Source organism: Erwinia persicina (genome assembly GCF_014838825.1).
Lineage (GTDB): Bacteria > Pseudomonadota > Gammaproteobacteria > Enterobacterales > Enterobacteriaceae > Erwinia > Erwinia persicina_A.
The window spans coordinates 1,186,596-1,208,434 of record NZ_JACYMO010000001.1; the positions used below are offsets into that span (position 1 = coordinate 1,186,596).

At 59.4% G+C, this 21,839-nt stretch carries 5 protein-coding genes; all 5 read right to left on the minus strand.

The genetic code is table 11. The features are described 5' to 3' along the window. Positions 1–492: 492 nt before the first annotated feature. The 5 genes from IFU29_RS05405 to IFU29_RS05425 all read right to left on the minus strand — a co-directional run bounded on the left by IFU29_RS05405 (position 493) and on the right by IFU29_RS05425 (position 21,335). Positions 493–1,662: an HlyD family efflux transporter periplasmic adaptor subunit gene (locus IFU29_RS05405; RefSeq protein WP_191932983.1), complete on the minus strand. Its 1,170-nt coding sequence runs from the start codon at positions 1,660–1,662 to the stop codon at positions 493–495. Then, the gene (locus IFU29_RS05410; protein WP_191932984.1) at positions 1,659–3,815 is read right to left on the minus strand and encodes a type I secretion system permease/ATPase; all 2,157 of its coding nucleotides are present in this window, start codon (positions 3,813–3,815) and stop codon (positions 1,659–1,661) included. Before IFU29_RS05410 ends, IFU29_RS05405 begins: the two co-directional genes overlap by 4 nt. Positions 3,816–3,853: 38 nt before the next feature. After that, positions 3,854–5,203 (minus strand): TolC family outer membrane protein, encoded by a 1,350-nt coding sequence (locus tag IFU29_RS05415; RefSeq protein WP_191932985.1) that lies wholly within the window; start codon positions 5,201–5,203, stop codon positions 3,854–3,856. Between the two features lie 68 nt (positions 5,204–5,271). Next, on the minus strand, positions 5,272–5,472 hold the full coding sequence (locus IFU29_RS05420; RefSeq protein ID WP_191932986.1) for a hypothetical protein: 201 nt from the start codon (positions 5,470–5,472) through the stop codon (positions 5,272–5,274). 311 nt (positions 5,473–5,783) lie between these two features. Further along, on the minus strand, positions 5,784–21,335 hold the full coding sequence (locus IFU29_RS05425; protein WP_191932987.1) for an Ig-like domain-containing protein: 15,552 nt from the start codon (positions 21,333–21,335) through the stop codon (positions 5,784–5,786). Between the last annotated feature and the right edge of the window lie 504 nt (positions 21,336–21,839).

The following is a 21,839-nucleotide window of genomic DNA, read 5'->3' on the forward strand; positions in this document are numbered from 1 at the left end:
TAAATATCCATCAAGAAAATGATACTAAACTTCCGAAAATGTTTCATTGAGATTCAAACATATCTCAAAATGTAAATATCGGGGAACTTTTCAACAGCACAAACAGATAAAAAATAGCGCACCTAAAGACAAGAAATAAGATAATTCTTGTTATTCATCGCATTACAGCAATCTGTAATATTAGGCACTGAATGATAAAAATTTCCTGTTACTAACAGCTATTATTATCCCGCTATCATCATTTATTGAATTATTATCTTCATTCACCCCGAATGAGCTGTACCATCTAATATTATTGTTGCCAGGCCTTGTGCCTGGCATTTTTTTGCTCTTTTTTTGGAAATTTCAGGTACCCCGACCTGCGTGGGCCCAGCAGAATAGTCCTCTCTGCCCCCGGAATATTATCCGCGTGATTGCGCCCCTTTGAACCTGCTCTGCGGGCATACCGTCCCGGCAGCCCGGTGCGACATCACGCCCTCTCCGGCAACGGGATTACCGTTCGCGCATCGACTCTTTTACCTTATTCAGCGGTTTGATCAGGTAATCCATCACAGACTTCTGACCGGTTTTGATTTCCACGTTGGCCACCATGCCCGGTACGATCGGAAACTTACGCCCGGCCTTATTGGTCAGCTCCGCCCTGTCGGTGCGCACGTAGACACGGTAATAGTACTGGTCCCGTTTCACCTCGTCCTGCAGGGTATCGGGGGAGACGGTTTCCACCTCTCCCCGCAGATCGCCGTAAATCGACGAGTCGTAGGCGGTGACCTTGACGGTGGCCGCCAGCCCCGGACGAATGTAGGCAATATCACGCGGGTTAATGCGCGTTTCAATCAGCAGCTGATCCTCCAGAGGGACAATCTCCATCAGCTTACCCCCCGGCTGCAGCACGCCACCGACGGTGGTGACCTGAATATCCTTTACTATTCCCCGCACCGGCGAGTAAATCGTGGCGCGGGTCAGCTGATCCTCTTTCCCGGTCATTACCTGAAGCTGCGCATCCAGATCCGCATTGTTTTTGACCTGCTCTTCGCGCGCCCGGACGGCATAGTCGTTGCGCGCTTCATCAATTTTCCCCTGCAGCTCGGCCACCTGACGGCGCAGGCGGATCACTTCCACCTCCCCTGCCGCCCCTTTAGCCACCAGCGGCTGCGTCATCCGCAGCTCATCCTGTACCAGTTTCTTCGACTGCTCCAGATTGCTGACGGTCTCCTGCAGGTTACGTCGGCGGGACTGGAACAGCTGGGTTTCACGCGCCACGAGGTCAGGTTCTTTCAGGGTTTCCGCACTGAATTTCAGCGAAGCGCCGGTCAGTTCAGCCCGCAGTCGCTCTGCCGATGCCCGCAGCGTGCGGGCCCGTGCCGCTGCTTCACCAAAGTTGGACTGGAAGCGGGTTGGATCCAGTTTTGCCAGTATCTGCCCCTTTTCTACAATATTGCCTTCATGCACGTTGAGTTCGTCGACGATGCCGCCGTCCAGGCTTTCTATCACCTGTGCGCGGCTGAGCGGCGTGACTTTGCCCGTTCCGACCGTCACCTCATCCAGAATGGCGAAATGCGCCCAGACGCAGAACAGCACCAGCGCGGCAGTACAGACCCAGATGATGGCTGAGGTACGCCGTTCATTCTGTTTCATGCTGCGATCCATCAGAACAAGGCTCATGCTGCATCTCCTTTAGGACTGGCCGACGCCTGTGCGGTCTGGGTGGCAGCACGTTTCAGAATGTCATCTTTCGGGCCGTCGGCAATCACTCTGCCGTTATCCATAACGATAATGCGGTCGACCATTTTTAGCAGCGCAGGACGGTGCGTAACCAGTACCAGAGTCCGGCCGCTCAGCCAGCCCTGCATCTGGCGGATCACGTGCTCTTCCAGCTGCTCATCCATCGAGGCGGTCGGCTCGTCCATCAGCACCACCTGCGGCTGGCGCAGGATCATACGGCTGAGCATCACCATCTGTCGCTGTCCGCCGGACAGGCCGCGCCCGCCCTCATTAATGATGCGGTCCAGGCTGGCAGCATCCTGCTGCACCAGGCTCAGCGCCCCGCTGATGCGCAGCGCATTCAGCATATCCTGCTCGCTGGCATGGGGATTCCCCAGCATCAGGTTCTGACGCAGCGTGCCAAAGAACAGACGGGAGTCCTGCGACAGCCAGCCAAGCTGGCGACGCAGATCCACCGGGTCGATGCGCCGCAGATCAACGCCGTCGACAATCACTTTCCCCTGGGAGGCCAGCGCCTGCCCGGCCAGCAGTTTCAGCAGCGTGGATTTTCCGGCCCCGACCCGGCCGAGTATCGCAATGCGTTCGCCCGGTTTTATTTGCAGCTGATTAATAGCAATAACGTTTTTGACATTTTCCTCGTCGTAACTGTACTGCACGCCGCGCAGGTCATAATGCCCGGTCAGCGTCGGGCAGTGGGCCATGTCGCCCTCTTCCGGCTGGTCGAGCGGTTTCTTCAGCAGTTCATCCAGCCCGGTCATCGCACTCTTGGCGTGCTGCCAGCGCGAGAACACCATGGTCAGCTGCATCAGTGGGGCTATGGTGCGCGAAGAGAGCATACTGCTGGCGACCAGCGTCCCGGTGGTGATCTGCCCGTCAAGCACCAGATAGACCCCGAAGACCAGCATACTGGCATAGGTCAGTTGCTGAACACTGGAGGCCCAGCCGGTCAGACGCGCGCCCCACAGGCGCTGCTTCATCCCAATCGCCGCACTCACTTCATGGGTCTGTTCCCACTGGCGCTGGAAATAGGGTTCGGCCTGCAGTGATTTGATATCTTCAATGCCTTCAATGGTTTCCACCAGAATAGCGTTACGCAGCGCCCCTTCGCGCAGCCCCTCTTTCGCCAGCTTCGCCATCGGGATCTGGATCAGCAGGCCGGGGATGACGATCAGCGGGATCGCCAGCAGCGGCACGATCACCAGCGGCCCGCCAATAAACGCCATAATAAACAGGAACAGGATAACAAACGGCATGTCGGCCGCTGCCCCGACGGTGGTGGAGGTCAGCAGCTCACGTACCTGATCGATTTCACGCAGCTGGGAGATAAACGACCCCGTTGATTTTGGCCGTGCCTCATTGCGGATATTCATCGCCCGTGCAAACAGCATGGAGGAGACTTTCAGATCGATGCGTTTTCCCATCATATCCGACACCTGGGTACGCATCAGGCGGATCAGATATTCCACCACCGCGGCAATCAGCACGCCGCCGAACAGTACCCAAAGCGTGGCTTCTGACTGCGCCGGGATCACCCGGTCATAAATCTGCATCGAGAACAGGATGCCCGCCAGCGCCAGCACGTTACCGACAATTGACGCCAGCGAGATCTCACCGATCTTGTGCCCCATGCCTTTAAAATTTTGCCAGAACCAGTGTTTCTTGTAGGGCTGAACAAACTCATCGATGCGCGCATCGCGCCCGCGTGCGGCGACGCCGATAATGCCGACCTCCGGCTGGCTCTGCTCCAGCAGCGACGCCAGTTCGCTTTCACGCACGACATCGCCACCGTCGCTCAGCCAGTAGCGGGCATTGCCCTCCCCATCAATGCTTTCAATCACCACCACGCTGCCGCTGTCCATAATCAGCACCACGGGTGTCACCTCCTGTCGCCAGCGTATTTTGTCACGCGGGGACATGGTGAGATGCAGACCGAGCAGCCCTGCCAGGCGCTCCAGCTGCTGCGGCGGGGTAAGATGCTCGAACCAGCGCATCTGCTGGCGCAGGGTCTTGCCATCGGCCGGTTTACCAAAACGGGCCGCCACGCGCAGCATCGCATCGATCCAGTTTTCCGTGGTTGCGGTTTTCTTCGTCATAAAAACAGCCTTATCGGGTTGTCATTCGCACAGCGTCATCACAGGGAGGGCAGCGTCTGCCCGCTGTTTGCTTCCCGATCCACGCCTAAAATATCCAGCAGATTATCCACGGCTGCGGCGTAGCGAACCGTGGCATCCCAGCCGTCGTACAGCGCCGTCAGACGGCTGCTGTCGGCCTGGAAAACATCCTGTTCGACACTGAGCAGATCATTGAGGCTGCGCTTATTCAGTTTATATTCATCAGCGTACACATCCCGCGTATGGTCGGCGCTGCGTAGCTGCTCCTCCCCGGCCTCTTTGCGCTGCTGCGCACCGATCATGTCGGCATAGGCGGTGGAGGCATTCTGATTAATTTGCAGTTTTGACTGCTGGATGGCGGCTTCTGCCGCGGCACGGTCGCCCTCGGCGGCACGGGTTCTGGCATTGACCAGCCCGCCCTGATAGAGCGGTGCTTCCACCTGTAATTGCAGTTCGTCGTCCCAGTAAGAACGGCTTTCGTTCTCATAGCGGGTGCGCCCCGCCTGCACTTTGATGGTCGGCCAGTGGTTCGACTGGGCCTGGCGTACCCGCTCCAGCGCGGCCTCCTGTCTGGCCTGCGCACTGCGCACGGCGGCACTCTTTTCATAGGCGATCTTATCCAGCGTCACCTGCTGGTTAAGCAGCGCCTGCGGTAGCTCGGGCAGGTTTTCGGACACCACGCCCGTCAGCACCGTCAGCTGCGCCCGCGCCGAACGCGCCTGCGCACGATACTGTTCCATGCTGGCATTCATGCCGGCGATACGGGTCTGCGCCTGCAACACGTCAGACTGCGAACTTAATCCGGCATCGGCCCGCAGTCTGGCCATATCCCTGACCCGCTGTAACGAGGCGATGTTCAGCCGGGCGGCATCCACCAGCGCCTGGTAGCGCTTCACCGCCAGATAGGCCTGAAGGGTATCCTGGGCCACGACGGTCATGGTGTCATACAGCGCGAAGCGATAGGCATCGGACAGCTTATGCTGCTCGTCGATAGCCCCGCCGGTGCGGCCAAAGTCATACAGCAGCTGGCTGAGGGTGATCCCGCCGGAGCCGCTGTTATTCAGGCTGCCTGCGGAGTCGGTCTGCTGCGATCGCCCCCCGCTCGCCACCAGAGAGACCTGCGGATACCATGCACTTTTTGCAGCATCGAGATCGGCTTCCCCTACGCGGATCTGGGCTGCGGCTTCAGAAATTTTCGGATTGCGGGCAAACGCACGCAGAATGGCATCCCGCAGCGTCAGGCTGGCAATCTGCTCTTCCGTGGGCGCAGCACGCCAGTTAAATTCGGCCACCGGCTCCTGTTTCGCCGCCTGCAGGGCGGGGGTAAACAGGCAGGTCGTCAAGCACAGCACAATTACCCTGTTTTTCATTTTGCACACCTGTGATCCTGACATTCCGGGCCAGAGGCGGGCTCTGCCACGCCTCTTCTGCCCCACCATTACGCGTTTTTTTTCAATAGATGTAGCCGGGCAAGTCCGTCATGATGCGGACTTTTTTCAGGGATCAGGCAGGCAAGAGACGGAAAATCTGTGGGGAATAAGGCATCGCCACGCGCGCACACGAGGCGGTTGCGCTGCCGGCAGACGCCAGCAACGATGGTGTTCAGGCCGCAATAATGGGCCAGATAACGCTGAGTCATGGTGTATCCCCTTGTGCACCGGTCAATCAGTCAACGCCTGCGGGGAATGACCGGCTGAACGCCGTTTTTCCACGCAAAACATTAGCCAGCGCCACAAAAATAGCGCCAGGCGTTACCCGGTGTACAACGGATCACAATGTAATCCATAACAAGGAAAAGGATGAAAACTGCTTTTCTTTTAGTTTTTCAATCACACAACGAATAACAGCGGCCGAAGCCGCTGCTGGATTGTCTCGTTAACAATCTATCACTTCTTCTTAACTTTAGACACCCTGAGCGGGAATGCGACCCGCCCGGGCGTTATTTTTTCTTTATACGACATGGACCTGCAGATTGTGCTGGATCAGAACATCACCAAGCGTGTTGTCCGACGACAGCGCCGAGTTGTGGTAAACGTCAAAGGTCTGCCCTTCGACCGTGCGTTGTCCGGTGGTGGCCCAGACGCCACCCTCGGTATTGGCCAGCGTCACCTGATCACCCAGCGTCCCTTTGATAAACAGGTCATCGGTCGGCTTATCGGTGATGTTCAGCGCTTCGTTCAGATCCAGCTTGATGCTGTTACTGCCCGAAAGGCCCAGGTCAATAATCTCCACGTTCTCGATTTTCAGCCCGAGCGCGGTGAGATCCAGCGTCATATGCTCGCCGTTTAACACCAGCGTATCAATACCGGCACCCCCGTCGATGTGCGTGAAGTCCAGCGTAGTCGCACTGATCGTGTCGCTGCCTTCACTGCCGGTGACGGATTCACCGTGCAGCGTCTGACCGTCGGCCAGCAGAATGGATACCCCACCGATGGTGTAGCTGCCGTCGTCCACCGCCGCCGCCGTCTCAGCCACCGCCGCCGTGGAGGCCGCTGCGCTGGTGCTGGCACTGTCGGTACTGCTGGTATCACTGTCGGTCACCAGCGTTGACGCCACTTTCGCCGCTGTATGCACGGTCGTGGCCGCACTGCTCTCCTCTGTAGTGGCTGAAGACGTATGGTTTGACACCACGGCCAGAGAATCGTCAGATGCGGCGGCCATCATGACTGCCGAGGTACTGGCCAGCGGGATCAGAGAACCCAGCAGCAGTGTGGTCACCGTCGAGGCCGGGTTACCTGCGGTATCCACCGCCGTGACGGTCACCACCGAACTCAGGTTCAGCGAACTCAGCAGTCCACCGACGAACTTGGCACTGTAGCGCCCGTTAGAGCCCACCGTCGCCGTCATCGACTGCGACTGCCCACTCTGAGTCAATGTGATATTCACCGTTGTTCCGGTGGCCAGCCGCAGGGTACCGCCCGAAATCGTCAGGCCGGTCAGCAACACACTCAACAGGCTGGCAACCGGGTCGACCCCGATGACCGGCAGGTTCTGTGTGACGCTGGTAAAGCTGGCGCTGGTATTGGCGACGTTACCCGCCCGGTCGGTAACCGAAATGGCCGCCGAATGAACGCCGTCGCTCAGGCCGGACAGCCCGGCAGGTGGTACCGTCACACTCCAGCTCCCATTGCTGCCGACGGCGGCGCTGTAGACGTTGCCTTCAATCACCACCCTGACCGTACCGCCAGCGGCATTGGTGGAGGTACCGGTAATGGTCTGCGCCGTACCCGATTCTGCCAGGTTGAGGTAGCCATCGCTAAAGCCAGCGGTGGTGCCCAGAGTGACGGTAGGCGTACTGTGCGTGCCAACAATCACCGATGCCGATCCGCTGGCCGACTTGCCCGCGCCGTTAGTCAGTTCCGCCGTGATGGACTGCGTGGCATCCGCCAGCGCCAGCAGAGCCGAAGACGGTACCGATACGCTCCAGGTGCCGTTGGCCGCCACGATAGCCGTTAAGGTGGCCGCACCCACGTGCACCGAGATGGTCGACCCTTCCGCATTGGTGGCCGTGCCGGATATGGTCTGGGCGGTCAGGGCTTCTACCGCATTCAGACCACCATCACCAAACAGGGTACCGATACTGATCGATGGCGGTGTCTGCGCAATGACCGACGCGGTGCTGCTGCCCGTGGCGGTGTTGCCGTACGGATCCGCCAGCGTGGCATTTACAGTCAGCGGACCGTTTGGCAACGCACTGAGGTCGGCTTTCGGAACGCTGACGCTCCAGCTGCCGCTGCTGCCGACGGTGGTGCTGTAGGATTTGCCGTTGATGCTGAAGGTGACCGTTGACCCCGCCACGGCATTGGTGGTGGTCCCGCTGATGGTCTGCGCTACCGCCAGCTCAGATGCGCTCAGTATGCCGTCACCGAACAGCGTGTTCACGGTGAGCGTTGGCTGCGTGGTCACCCCGATGGTGACACCCAGGCTGCTGTTCGCCGTATTACCGACCACATCAGTGACGGTGGCAGACACCGTCAGGTTACCCGTTGCCAGTGACAGCAGTTGCAGGGAACTGAGCGCCACGCTGAAGTTACCGCTGGCATCGGTGACCGCTTCCAGCGAGAGTGCGCCGAGCTTGATATCGACCCGGGTACCCGCCGCCACGTTATTCACGCGACCACTGAGCAGTTGCCCCAGTGAGGAGAGCGCTTCTGAAACACTCAAAATACCGTCACCAAACAGCGGATTGATCGTCACTGATGGCAGCGAGTGGATGCCGACAATGGCATTCAGTGCATTGCTGGTGCTGTTGCCCGCCGTATCAGTCACGGTCACCTTCAGCGATAGGCTGCCGTCACCCAGGCTGGCCAGCATGGACGGCGTCAACCCGAGACTGAAGACGCCGTTCGCGTCCGCCGTGGCCGCAACCAGCGGCGTGGTACTGTTCCCTACCGTGACCACCACGCGGGCTCCTCCGCTGGTCACCCCGCTGATCAGCTGAGTCGTCAGCGCATCGGCCGCATTCAGCAGGCCATCACCAAACAGCTGCGTCTGGTTGAGGGTCAGCGATGGCGGCGTCAGGCTTAACTGCAACCCGCCTGTGGCTGTCGCCGTGTTCCCGGCAATATCCGTCACCTGTGCAGAAACGGTCAGCGCATTGCCTGTCAGCAGCTGCAGCTGTCCCAGCGACAGGCTGGTACTGAACTTACCGCTGGCATCGACCGTGGCCTGAACATCCACCAGGCCGCCCAGATTCACCGTCACGATGGATCCTGCCGCGACGTTTTTCACCGTACCGGTGATCAGCTGGCTGGCAAAATTGGTGATATCAGCAAGATTCAGCACGCCATCACCGAAGATGGTGTTCAGCGTGATTTCAGGCTGCTTGTTAAACACACCGACAGTGACTGAATTGCTGGCGGTATTCCCCGCCGGATCCACCACTTTGACCCCCAGCGAGAGATTGCCGGTGCCCAGCGCCAGCAGATCGAGAGGTGAGAGATTCACGCTCCATGCGCCCCCCGCCTGAACGGTTGTGGTGTAGGCTTTCGCTCCCAGCGTCACGGTAACGGTCGATCCCGCCACTGCATTCAGCGTACCGCCGATGGTCTGCCCGGCCTGAGCTTCCAGCACGTTAATCAGGTTATCCGTGCCGAACAGGTTGGTCAGCGTACCGACAACCGGAAGGTTATTGATGATGTTGGTGACCGACGCCGTTGCGTTAGCCACGTTACCCACTACATCCGTCAGTACCAGGTCCAGCGGTACCGTCCCGTCCCCTAATGCCGCCAGCGCATCGGTCGGTACCACCAGCGTCCAGCGACCGCCCTGGCCAACCGTGGCGGTGACGATCTCACCGTTACCCAGCGTCAGTGACACTAAGCCGCCGATAGCCGACACGGCGGTCCCGGTGATCAGCTGGTCAAGCCCCGCCTCGGCGGCCCCCAGATAACCGGACAGTCCGGTTTCCCCAAACACCGTATCCACGTTCAGAGCCAGCAGGCTGTTGAACACCTTGTTGACGGTGATCGAAGCGCTAGTCTGGTTACCGTTTTCATCCTGGACTCTCACCGTAAGCAGATTACCGCCCTGCAGCAGATCGGCCAGTGCCGTCGGCGTCAGGGCAAGGCTGAAGGCCCCGTTCAGGACGGTTCCCTGCGCCAGCGGCGTGCCGCTGTTGCCCAGATAGACAGAAATCGTCTGTCCGTCGGCCCCCTCCACCTTCCCGGTCAGCGTTTGCGTCAGTACCGCCTGGACCGAGTTGAGAACGTTATTGCCCAGCAGAGCATCCACATCCAGCAGCGGTGCTACCGTATCAATGACGACCAGCCGTGTTGCATCGCCTGTGTTACCTGCGGCGTCTTTCACGCTGGCCGTAATGGTGCCTCCCCCCTGGCTCAGCGCCTGCAGGTCAGCCGAAGGTACGTTCACCGTCCAGGTGCCGCCCGCCTGCACCACAGCGGTGTAAGTTTTGCTGCCCAGCGTAACGGAAACCGTACTGCCGATATCCGATGCCGTACCGGTGATGGTCTGCGACACCGCCGCTTCTGTGGCGGTCAGGGTGTTATCCCCGGCAAACTGCGTAATCGCTACCGTCGGCGGCACAACATCGATCAGCAGGGTGCTGGTGGCGGAAACGCTGGTCCCGTTATCCGGGGTAAAGGTGACGACCACGGTTTGCGAACCCGTTCCAAGCAGCGCGTTTGCCAGCGGCTCGCTGCTGAAGTTATTGTTCGCACGCAGCGCATCAACCGGGATGGTGGCGACCTCTACGCCCCCCACTGTAATGGAGATCACACCAGACACCGTCAGAGGCACGTTATTCAGTGCCCCGGACAGCGTAGTGGTGACCGGGTCGAGGGCATTGACGATATTGTCCCCGTTAACCGGCACCAGGGTGATAAAGGCATCCTGGGTTGGATTGATATTTAACGCTACCGTGTCGTTCAGGGTGGTAGTGTTACCCGCCGCGTCGGTGATGGCCACGCTGTAGCTTCCGTTAACGGCGATCAGTTCGGTCAGAGCCTCAGCCCCCACGTTAATCGTCCACTTGCCATCCGCGCCCACCACTCCGGTCAGGGTACGCGTACCGATGGTCAGCGTGACCGTGGCACCCGCGTCATTCACACCCGATGTCCCGGTCAGCGTCTGCGTATTCAGACTTTCCACGTAATCCAGGATGTTGTCGCCGGCAAAGGAGAGCGCAGTGATCGCCGGGGGCAGCGTATCGATAATAAAGCCTTCCGTCAGGGTATTGGTGTTCCCCCCCGGGTCGGTGACGGTGATCACCACATTCTGCTGACTTTCTCCCAGCCCACGAATATCCGCCATCTCACCGGCGGTTAAGGTCAGCGACCAGGTTCCGTCGTTATTCACCACGGCAGGCAACCCCGCCAGACCGCCAAAGGAGACGCTGACACTCTGTCCTGCGCCAACCGCCCCCGTTGTCCCGGTCAGCACGGCTCCGGCCAGCGTATCTTCATTGAGATAGCCATTATCAAACGGCACGGCCAGCGTGGGCTGCGGCAGCGTCAGATAGGCATTGAAGTCCAGCGTTTCCGTCGCCGGGTTGCCGGCAGCATCAATCACCGTCACGGTAATCTGGTGTGCCCCATTGCTCAGACCACTTAACGCGCCCTGCGGCAGCGTGACCGTCCATGTTCCACTGGCATCCACCACGCCGTCGTAGACCACCCCGTTGATATCCACCTTCAGCGTGACGGTCTGATCCTGACCGGCCACGACCGGAATACCGGTGGTACCAGTGATGATCACCGCTCCCGCCGCTTCGCTGATGCCGAGGCCCGGGCCAAACGGGTTCACAATGGTCGGATCCGGCAGGTTCAGTATGGCATCGAAGCTACCGCTGACCGGTACGCTGTTACCGTAGCTATCCGTTGCAACGACGCTGATCGTATGGGTGGTATTCGCCAGCCCGGTCAGCGTCGCCGGGTCAAGATTCAGTGACCAGCTTCCGTCCACATTGACCGTCGCATTCACCGGCGTGCCGCCGTCAATACTGACCGTCACTTTCTGCCCGGTGCCGGTAATACCGGTCGATCCGCGCAGCACCTGACCCGCCGTGGCCTCAGCAAGGCTCAGCAAGCCGTCAACAAACGGGGTATTAATGACAGGGTCTGGCACATCGTTAATCGCCACCGTGAGCGAGGTCGTTACAGGCGCTCCGACGTTACCGGCACCATCCGTCACCGTGACGGACACCGGCCAGTTTCCGTCCGGCAGCGTGGTCAGTGTGCCTGCGGGCAACTCCAGGCTCCAGGTATTGCCGGTAATGATGGCTTCAATCGGTGTACCGTTGACGTTAACAATCACCCGGGTACCTGCCACATCACCGCTGTAGGTCACACTGCCCCCCAGCGTAATGCCGCCAGCCACTTCATTCAGCGTCAGAATGCCGTCACCCGCCAGCGGCAATCCACCGAGGGTAACCGTCGGCAGACCGGTGACAATTGCACCGAACTCCAGGGAGGCATCTGCTACGTTACCCGCCGCATCCCGGACCACAATCACAATTTCGTGGTCAGGACTGTTGCCCAGGTTGAGCAACTGCTGTGGCGTTAATATGGCCGTCCAGACTCCGTTAGCATCGACGGTGGCAGCGTAAGGCGTTCCGTTGATGGTCAGTACAATCGTCTGTCCTGCGCCCGTCGCGCCTGTCGTACCGGTCAGCGTCTGCGTCAGCGCAGCTTCGGCCACGTTCAGCAGGCCATCGCCAAACGGCTGGTCAATCACCGGATTAAGTGTCGTGGTCAGCACCAGCTCGGCATCGACCGAGACGCTGACCGGGTTCACCGCATCCACGGTGGAGACGCTGACCTGGATGATACCGTTGCCCTGTCCCACCAGCGCTCCCGCCGGGAGCGTAACCGTCCAGCCCCCCTGACCATCCAGCACCGCCGGAATATTGGTCAGCGTACCGACGCTGACCACCAGGCTTGCGCCAGCCGGAAGGTTCGCTACCGTCCCGCTAATCACCTGTGCCACCGTCGCCTCCGCGCCGTTCAGCAGGCCGTCAGCAAACGGCGTATCCACCGTCAGCAGGGTAGCCTGCACATCGACCGTCGCCTCAATAACCTCGCTGGTGGTATTGCCGTAAGCATCCTTAACGGAGACACCGATATCCAGCTCACCGTTAGCCAGCGCCAGCAGATCGGCGCTGGGGATGGTGGTACTCCAGTTACCCAGGCCATCGGCCAGCACGCTGTAGACTTTGCTACCAATAGTGATCTCAACGTTAAGATTCGGCCCGGTGGTCCCCCCCAGCAGCAGGCCGGTCAGGGCATCCGCCAGGCTGAGAATACCGTCCGTCGCCAGATTGGCATCAATGACCAGCAGCGGTGGCTGCGTGTGAACCGTGAAGTTATCACTGGCTGTCGCTACGTTCCCTGCCACATCGTTGCCGGTAGCAGTGACGGTATTGTTGTTCTGCGGCAATGCCTGCGCAGCACTCTGTGGAATAGTTGCCGTCCAGTTTCCATCCGCGTCAACGGTTGCGGTGTAAGGCGTATTATTAACAGTGACGGTAATCGTCCCACCGGCAGGGATATTCTGACTGCTGCCGGTGATGGTGACACCGGCAGGGTCACGTGACTCGTTGTAATCAATCATGTCATCACTGGTGACTGGATTGATGGTGATGGTGGGCAGATCGGCACCCCGCGCAATCACCGTAAAATCACGGCTGTCATCAGCCACATTGTCATAGCGGTCTTTCACCGTCACGCTGACCTGCTGCGCACCATCGGCAATATTGCCCACCGCCAGGGCCGGTACGGCGTAACTCCACGCCCCGTTCTGTACTACGGCCTCATAGGTCTGTCCGTTTAAGGTAATCGTAACAACCTGGCCATTGGCGACATTGGTGGTCGTGCCACTCAGATTGAGCGGCTGGCCCAGCTCACTGGCATTAATATAGTCATCAGCCGATACGACACCGATGGAGATCGTCGGCAGATCGCCAGCAGCAGCGCGTACCTCGACGGTTTCCGTCAGCGGCTGTGACGGGTTACCGGCTTTGTCCGTGAGGGTGGCGGTAACGACGTAACTGCCGTCGGCCAGGTTCTGCGTGGCGTTACCCGGCAGGTCTAAGCGCCAGGTGCCGTCTTCCTGCACCGTGGCCAGATAGGCAGGCTGATTACCGTTAAAGGTCACACTGACCTGCTGACCCGCCTGATCCGGCGTGGTGCTGCCGCTCACGGTGACCGTCTGCAGAATTTCTGTCGCATTAATGACGTTGTCGGTGGCCACCGGGTTCAGTACCAGCGCTGGCGGCGTGCGATCCACTTCTGCAGTGGAGGTCACGGTGCCCACATTGCCACTGGCGTCCGTGACCTTCACCTCGATTTGCAGCTCGCCCTGGCCCAGGTTGAGCAGCGTCGCGCTGCTGAGAGGCAGCGTCCAGTTACCGTTGCCGTCGGCGGTGACAGTGTAATCCTGCCCGCTGACGGTGACCGTCACTATCTGCCCGGCCCCGGCCGCCCCGGTTGTCCCGCTCAGGGTCTGTCCACCGGCGGCACTGGCTTCTGCCAGATTAAGGTAACCATCGCCAAACGGGGTATTGATGGTTGGCTGAGACGGCGTGGTATCCAGCACGATCGGCCGGTTGACTGTCACACTGCTGCCTCCCTGCGGTGTGGCGACTACGGTCAGGGTGTAGCCGTTATCGGCCAGGCCGGTAAACGCCCCCGCCGGAATAGCCGCACTCCACAGACCGTCGCTGCCCACCGTTGCCGTGTAAGACTGATTGTTAAAGGTGACCACGACGCTGGTCGTCCCTTCCGGCACACTGCCGGTAATGGTGATCCCCGCATCCGCTTCAGAAGCATTGACTACATCATCGCCCGTCACCGGGTTGACCAGCAGTGGATTGACGATCGTGGTATCCAGCGCCACCGTCGCGTTTTGCGTCACGCTGTTACCTGCCGGACTGGTGACCACGACGGTGACCGGATTGGTTCCCTCATCGAGATTATTGAGCGTGCTGACCGGCGCGGTGACCGACCACTTGCCGTCGTTGCCTACCGTCGTGGTCAGCGTCTCACCGCCCAGGGTCACACTGACGGTATCGCCCACTGTCCCTGTCCCGCTGATTTTCAGCGGTTGTGCCGCTTCTGCGCTATCAATGATGCCGTCTCCGGCCAGCGGATCCAGTGTATAGACCGGTGCCGCAGTGTTAACCTGAACCAGCTCGGTATCGACCGTTTTGTTGCCTGCCGGATCGGTGACGGTGACGGTGACGTCATAGCCTCCATCATCCAGCAGGGCCAGATCCCCGGCCGGGATAGTGGCGGTCCAGTTGCCGTTGGCGTCAACCACGGCGTTATAGGTTTTACCGTCCAGCGTGACCACCACGGTATTCCCCGCCGTCGTGGTGCCGCTGATATCCAGCGGCTGGGTCTGTTCGGTGGCGTTAATGATGCCGTCCCCGGCGATGGTTTCCAGCGTCAGCTCAGGCAGAACTGTGGCGATATTCACCGGGGCTGGCGCTGTCGATGCGGTATTGCCCGCCGCGTCCGTCGCCGTCACGATGATGGGTTGCGTGCCCGCAGGAAGCGCCTGAAGATCGGCGGAGGTTAACGTCAGGCTCCACACGCCGGAGCTGTTAACGGTGGCATTAAAAATAGTACCGCCAATGTTCACTTCTACCGTCTGGCCGTTACCGGATACCCCGGTGGTGCCCTGCAGGATCTGCGAACCCGCCGCTTCTGCATTGTCCAGCGTGCCATCACCAAAGACCGGTGTATCCAGGATCGGCTGCGGCAGGTCTGAGACGCGAACGATCAGCGGAGCCTCGCTGGTGGCGAGGACGGCATCATCGGGATCAAGCACGGTCGCGGTGCCGGTCAGCGTGCCATTAGTCAGCTGGATCACGTCGCTGCGCGGAATATTGACAGTCCAGGAACCGTCAGGCTGCTGCACGCCATTATAGGTAATGTTGTTCAGCTCAAAAGTGACCCGACTGCCTGCCGGCACGTTCGAGGTGGTAAGCGTAACATCCAGCCCACCTGCCGCCTGAGATTCGGTAAAGTTGAGGTAGCCATCTTCACTGATCGGACTGACCGCGATGGCCACCTCCGCATCATTAACGCTGAACACCTTGTCCGTCGTCCCGGTATTCCCCGCTTTATCCGTCACGGTGGCGGTCAGCGTATAAGTGCCGTTCGCCAGCCCTTCCAGCACGCTGGCTGGCAGGCTGGCCTGCCAGGCACCGCCGGACTGAATGGTCGTGGTGGTGCTGAAGCTGCCCCCGTTGCCGGTCAGAACCAGCGTCAGCGTCTGTCCGGCTTCCACGTTGGACGCCGTGCCGCTGATCAGCTGATCGACCTGCTGTTCTGCGCCATCCAGCACATTATTTGCCGTGACGTTGTTGACGAAGATCGACGGTACGCCGGTATCTATCGCCAGCGGGGTGCTGGTGGTGGTGGTGTTGCCTGCCGGATCGGTAGCCGTGACCGTCAGGCTGTAGCTGCCGTCGGCCACGCCGGACAGCGCCGTGCCCGGGATCAGCGCTGACCACTGGCCATTGCTGCCGACCACGACGGTAACGCTGATATTCCCGAGTTCAACCCGGATCAGATCGCCCGCTTCACCGCTACCGGTGATGGTCAGTGGCTGCCCCGCTTCGGCGGCATTGATATACCCCCCCGATACCGGGTTGACGCTGACCGGCGGCGGCGTTATGTCCACCTCAACGGTGCGAATAACGGTGCTGGTGTTGCCGGCATCGTCGGTGCTGGTAACCTGAATATTGCTACTGCCGGCAGGCAGTGCTTTCAGTGCACTGACCGGCAGCTCAATCTGCCAGTTACCCGTACCGTCCACAATGGTTAGATAGGTTTGACCATTGAGCGTAACGGTGATGCGGTCGCCCACGTCACCGGAGCCACCGATAATCTGTACCTCATTCTGTTCAGCCAGGTTGATACGGTTATCCGTGGCGACCGCGTCCAGTGACACCACCGGAGCCCGGGTGTCCACCTCAAAGAGGGTATCGACTTTCACGCTGTTGCCCGCAGTATCTCCGAGCGTCACCGACAGGGGATTCTCACCCTGTGGCAGGCTTTGCAACGCGGCAGAAGGGACAGACACGTTCCAGTTACCCTGCGCGTCGACAGTGCCGGTGTAAGTAATGCCACCAATGACCACCCTGACCGTCTGACCTGCGCCCGCGACGCCTGATGAGCCACTGATGATCTGCACACTGCCCGCTTCAGCAGCATTAAGATAGCCATCACCAAACAGCGGATCGATCACTGGCTGGAAGCCCGGATTGACCTCACTGTTCAGGGCCTGTACCACGGTGATGGTGTTGCCATTGACATCCACGGTACTGGCCGTCACTGGCTGATTGCCGTTCAGCAGTCCCACTAAATCGGCTGCCGGGATATTCACCGCCCAGCTGCCATCGCTGTTGGTGGTGGTCACGTAAGACTTGCCACGGAAAGAGACCGTCACCGTACTGCCAAAGGTGACAAAACGGCTGAAACCGTGGATCGACAGCGGTAACAGAGCCTCTGAAGCGTTCAGGGTATTGTCATCGCTGATCACCCCAATGGCGATGGCGCTGAAACTGTTATCCACGGTAAAGCTGCCGTTACTGCTGGCCGGGTTTCCGGCAACATCGCTGACGCTGACGGTGTAATTATCAGTACCGTTGGCGAGGTTAATCAGTGCTGCCGCCGGAACCAGAACGCTCCAGCTGCCATCGCCCTGAACCAGACCGGTGTACTGACTGCCGTTCAGCGTGACGGTGACCACCTGCCCGGCCTGCACATTGCTGGTCGTACCGGTCATCAGCTGGGACAGGCCCTTTTCCGCCCCATCGAGAATATTGTCACCGGCAAACGCCCCGACGGCGATCTGCGGCAGAGAACCACTGCCGGCAATCACCGTTAGCGGCTGGCTGCTGCTGCCAGTGTTACCGATGGCATCGGTGGCCGTCACGCTGACGGTATAGCTCCCATCCGCCAGGCCAGAGACCACGTTGGCAGGCAGCGTGACCGTCCAGTTACCCTGAGGATCCACCGTCGCGGTGTAGTTGACGTTGTTCACGCTAACCACCACCGCAGCCCCCGGCTCGGTCGTACCGGTAATCGCCAGCGCAGCCGCGTGCTCCAGCGCGTTGAGATATCCGTCGCCCGAAACTGGAGCCACGGTGACGGTCGGTGAGGCCGTATCAATGGTCACCGGTATCAGCGTGGTGGTTTCGTTGCCGCTGCTGTCGCGGGCGGTCACACGGATATCGTACTGGCCGTCAGCCAGCGTTTGCAGTGCTGAAGGCGCAATATTCAGGTTCCAGCTGCCGTTACCGTTCGCGGTGGTCTGGTAAGTCACGCCGTTCAGCACCACGGTGATGGTGCTGTTGGCCTCCGCCGTACCGGTGACGGGCAGCGGCTGGCCCTGCTCTGCGCGGTTGACAATGCCATCACCGGCCACCGGGCCGACAGACAGCTCGGGGCTCAGGGTGTCCACGCTGACGCTGGCAGTGTGGGTGACCTGGTTACCGGCGGCATCGCGCACCACCACCACCAGGTTATTGCCTCCCTGCGGCAGGTTGCTGAGATCCTCTGGCGACAGGTTGACGCTCCACGCCCCGGTGGCGGTATTGACCGTCGCCGTATAGGTCTTGCCATTAAGCTGAACGGTCACTAGCTGGTCCGGCAGCGTCAGTCCGGTATTGCCGCTGAGGGTTTGCGGCGTACCCGACTCGGTCAGATTCAGCACGTTGTCGCCACCAAAGGCGGCATTCACGGTGACATTATCCGGGAAGTTGGCCTGAACACCGATATTCAGCGTGGCGGTCACGCTGGTATTCCCCGGGTCGGTGACCACGATGGCATAGGTACCGTTGGCCACGCCCAGCAGATCGGCTGGCGGGATGGTCGTACTCCAGTTACCGTTGGCATCCACCGTGGCGCTGTAGATTTTGTTGTTAAAAGTGACGGTTAACTCGGTGCCCTCAGCCAGATTCTGGCTGCTACCGCTGAGGGTGACCGGCAGTTTCGCTTCCGCCGCATTGATCCAGTTATCATCGCTGACCGGAGCAATACCCAGTGCGGGTACCAGCGGATCGCGAACCACGCTGACGCTACCTGGCTGAGTGATGGTCCCACCCCGGGGATCCGTCACCGAAGCGCTGTAATTGAGGGTTGCCCCGTTCGCCAGGCCAGTAAATTCACTGGCCGGGATGCTGACATGCCAGATCCCACCGGGCTGAACCACGATATTATCGTAAGTTTTGCCATTAAAGACGACGGTCACAATCTGCCCCGGGGCAATGTTCAGCACCGAACCACTCAGCTCCTGGGCCACCAGCAGCTCACCGTTTTGTAGGATACCGTCGCCCGCAAACGGATTGATCGTAAGGGAAGGCTGGCTGCCCGGCTCAACGGCCAGAACGACATTACCCAATGCCGTTCCCTCATTGCCTGCCGCATCCGTCGCCACCACTCTGATCGGATAGCTGCCGTCGGCCAGCGCCGCTTTATCCGCATCTGAGAGGACAATGGTCCAGCCATTACTGCCATTGGCAGTGGCGGTCAGACTCAGTTCGCGATCGCCAATAAAGACGCGGATAATGCTGCCCGATTCTGCTGTCCCGCTGATGCTCAGATTGCCTAACTCATTGACCGAGACATAGTTATCCCCGGTGACGGCGGCCAGCGTCACAGCAGGAGGCTGGGTATCGACGTTCAGATTATTACCGATGCCGGTCGAGACGTTGCCATACTGGTCGGTGGAAGTGACCACCAGGTTATGCCCACCCTGGCCCAACAGTTGCAGTGCTGAGGACGGTATATTCACGCTCCAGCTGCCATCGGGATTCACCGTAGTGGTATAAGTTTTCCCCTCCAGAGTAATCGTCACCGACTGCCCGCCCGCACTGATCCCCGTCACCGTCAGTGGCTGACTGATATCCGCCGCATTCAGCGTGGTATCAAACTGGATATTGCTCACCAGCGGTGGAGCGCTGTCCACCCTGACCTGCAGGGTGGTGCTGCCGGTATTCCCCGCCGGGTCGGTGACGTTCACCACCATCGGCAGGGTAGCATCTATCTGGCCGGCGACGGCACCCGCCGGAAGAGTGACACTCCAGGTGCCGTTGTTACTGACCGTACCGGTGTAAGTGTTGCCGTTGAACACCACAGAAACGGTCTGACCCGCCCCGATGACGCCGGTATTCCCGGTGATTGTCTGCGGCTGTCCCGCTTCCTGGCCGCTCAGTACGCCATCACCGAACGGCAGATCGATGGCCGGGCTGGGCAGCGTGGTGATCACGTCTACGGTGACGGTCGTACTGTTGGTCAGCGTACTGCCATTGGGCAGTGTGATAGTGGCAACGATCAGGTTCGATCCCTGAGGGAGCTGCAGCAGATCGGCTGAAGGAACCTGAACGGACCAGCTGCCGTTTGCCTGAGTGGTCGCGGTGTAGCTTTGTCCGCCCAGCGTGACGGAGACCTGGGTTCCCGGGGCGACGCCGCTGGCGGTCCCGCTGAGGGTCAGCGTGGTCTGGGCTTCGCCGGCATTGAGATAGCCATCACCGCTGATCGGTGAAGTGATACTGACGGCAGGCGTGGTGCTGGCCTGTACGCTAAAGTCGTGCGCAGCGCTGGCGGAAACGCCGCTGGTATTACTGACGCTGGCAGAAAGCGAGGCGTTACCGGTGGCCAGTGCTGCGAGATCGGCAGCGGGCACCGGTACGCTCCATTTGCCATCCGCGCCGACAACCGTGGTGTAGGTTTTCCCGTTCAGGGTGACGGTAACCGTCTGCCCCTGCTGAACGTTGAGGGTGGTCCCGCTCACGGTCTGCGTCACCAGTTTTTCCGCGCCGTCCAGCACGTCATTGCCAGCAAAAGCGCCAATGGCGATCTGTGGCTGGTTTGCGGTCTGGTTCGGTTCAACGGTGATGCTCTGGCTGTCGGTGGCCGTCTGCCCGGCGCTGTTGGCAACGCTGGCCGTAATGGTCGTGGCACCATTTGCCAGCGCCAGCAGGGCACTGGACGGCACTGAGACACTCCAGCTGCCGTTCGCCTGCACGGTGGCGGTATAGGTAACCCCGTTCAGCACGACGGTCACGATCTGCCCGGCCTGTACGTTGGTGGTGGTACCGCTTAGCGACTGGCTGCTGTCTTTTTCGCCAGCGCTCAGGACGTTATCCCCGGCAAAGGTGCCAATCACAATCTGCGGCTCGTTCGCGGTCTGGGTCGGTTCAACGGTGATGGCCTGGCTGTCGGTGGCCGTCTGTCCGGCGCTGTTGGCAACGCTGGCCGTGATGGTGGTCGAGCCATTCGCCAGGGCCAGCAAGGCACTGGACGGCACAGACACGCTCCAGCTGCCGTTCGCCTGCACGGGGGCGGTGTAGGTGACGCCGTTCAGTACGATGGTCACAATCTGCCCGGCCTGCACGTTGGTGGTGGTACCACTCAACAACTGGCTGGTGTCTTTTTCGCCCGCGCTTAACACGTTGTTTCCGGCAAAGGTACCGATGGTCAGGGTCGGCGTGGCCGCCGGAGGGTTGGTGCCTCCGCCGTTGTTGTTATCATCATCGCCGCCACCGCCGCCACCGCCGCCTAAGGCAGCTGCGCCTAAGCCCACCAGCCCGAGCGCGCCGAGACCGGCTGCGGTGATCACGCCATTGCCGGCACCGGTATCAGCCAGCAGCAGGGGTTCAATACTGCCCAGTGATTCGTACTGCGGGGTAAGAACCATCGCAGTCTGAGCATCGGCCACCTCACTGGTGAGCGGGAACAGTGCATGTTCCGGGGGGTTTTCCCCGTCGTCAAACACCAGCTCGCTGTGATCGCCATCGACATCATCGAAGAAGAACTGCTGATAGCGCACGGTGGTGCCATCTTTCATGTGCAGAATGAGGTCATTACCCTGGCGTTCGAATTCAGCCACCATGTCACGCGTGCCATTGATTTTCACGATGCTGGGTTGGCTGAGAAGAACGGATTTAGACGAGCCCGCGCTGGCCTGGGAGAGGAGTGTTCCGTCGTCGCGTGAGAGAATGTCTACGCGGCCATCATTGAGCTGTGCCATTTTAGTAACCTCATGTACACCAGATAACAGGATTAAAAATTCAACGCACTGAAAGTGAAAAAAAACTTCACTTTTAGCCACGTTAAATAAATTTTTTTCACGCCGGGATGGGCGCTACTTTTCACCTGATGCACAGTCAGGGAGAGCATCTCCCCGCTAAAAAAGACTAAAAACAGCCTGAACTGCAATTTTTTTGTTTAATTCCTCACACAGATATAATTAATAAATTGAATGTGTTACCTGATTAAAATTAATCGATAAGATAAAGGATTTTTATTTCACTTCTTAGTACAAATTTTATGCCGTTGTCAAAAAACGTCTATAAATAAGGGAAATCTGAAATAATGATTTGATTTAACTCGCAGAAAAAAATTTTACTTAACGTTACTTTTTGCAACTTTCTGGTAAAAAAACGCCCATAACCAGGTAATAACGTAAGGTTAATGACGCGAAAATTTCATGTTGAATCGTGACCATCCGCACAAGTGAAGACGGGTAAAATTT

Excerpts from the sequence above, each read along its gene's own strand:
- IFU29_RS05405 (WP_191932983.1), bottom strand. The coding sequence starts at position 1,662 with ATGAGCCTTGTTCTGATGGATCGCAGCATGAAACAGAATGAACGGCGT.
- IFU29_RS05410 (WP_191932984.1), bottom strand. The coding sequence starts at position 3,815 with ATGACGAAGAAAACCGCAACCACGGAAAACTGGATCGATGCGATGCTG.
- IFU29_RS05415 (WP_191932985.1), bottom strand. The coding sequence starts at position 5,203 with ATGAAAAACAGGGTAATTGTGCTGTGCTTGACGACCTGCCTGTTTACC.
- IFU29_RS05420 (WP_191932986.1), bottom strand. The coding sequence starts at position 5,472 with ATGACTCAGCGTTATCTGGCCCATTATTGCGGCCTGAACACCATCGTT.
- IFU29_RS05425 (WP_191932987.1), bottom strand. The coding sequence starts at position 21,335 with ATGGCACAGCTCAATGATGGCCGCGTAGACATTCTCTCACGCGACGAC.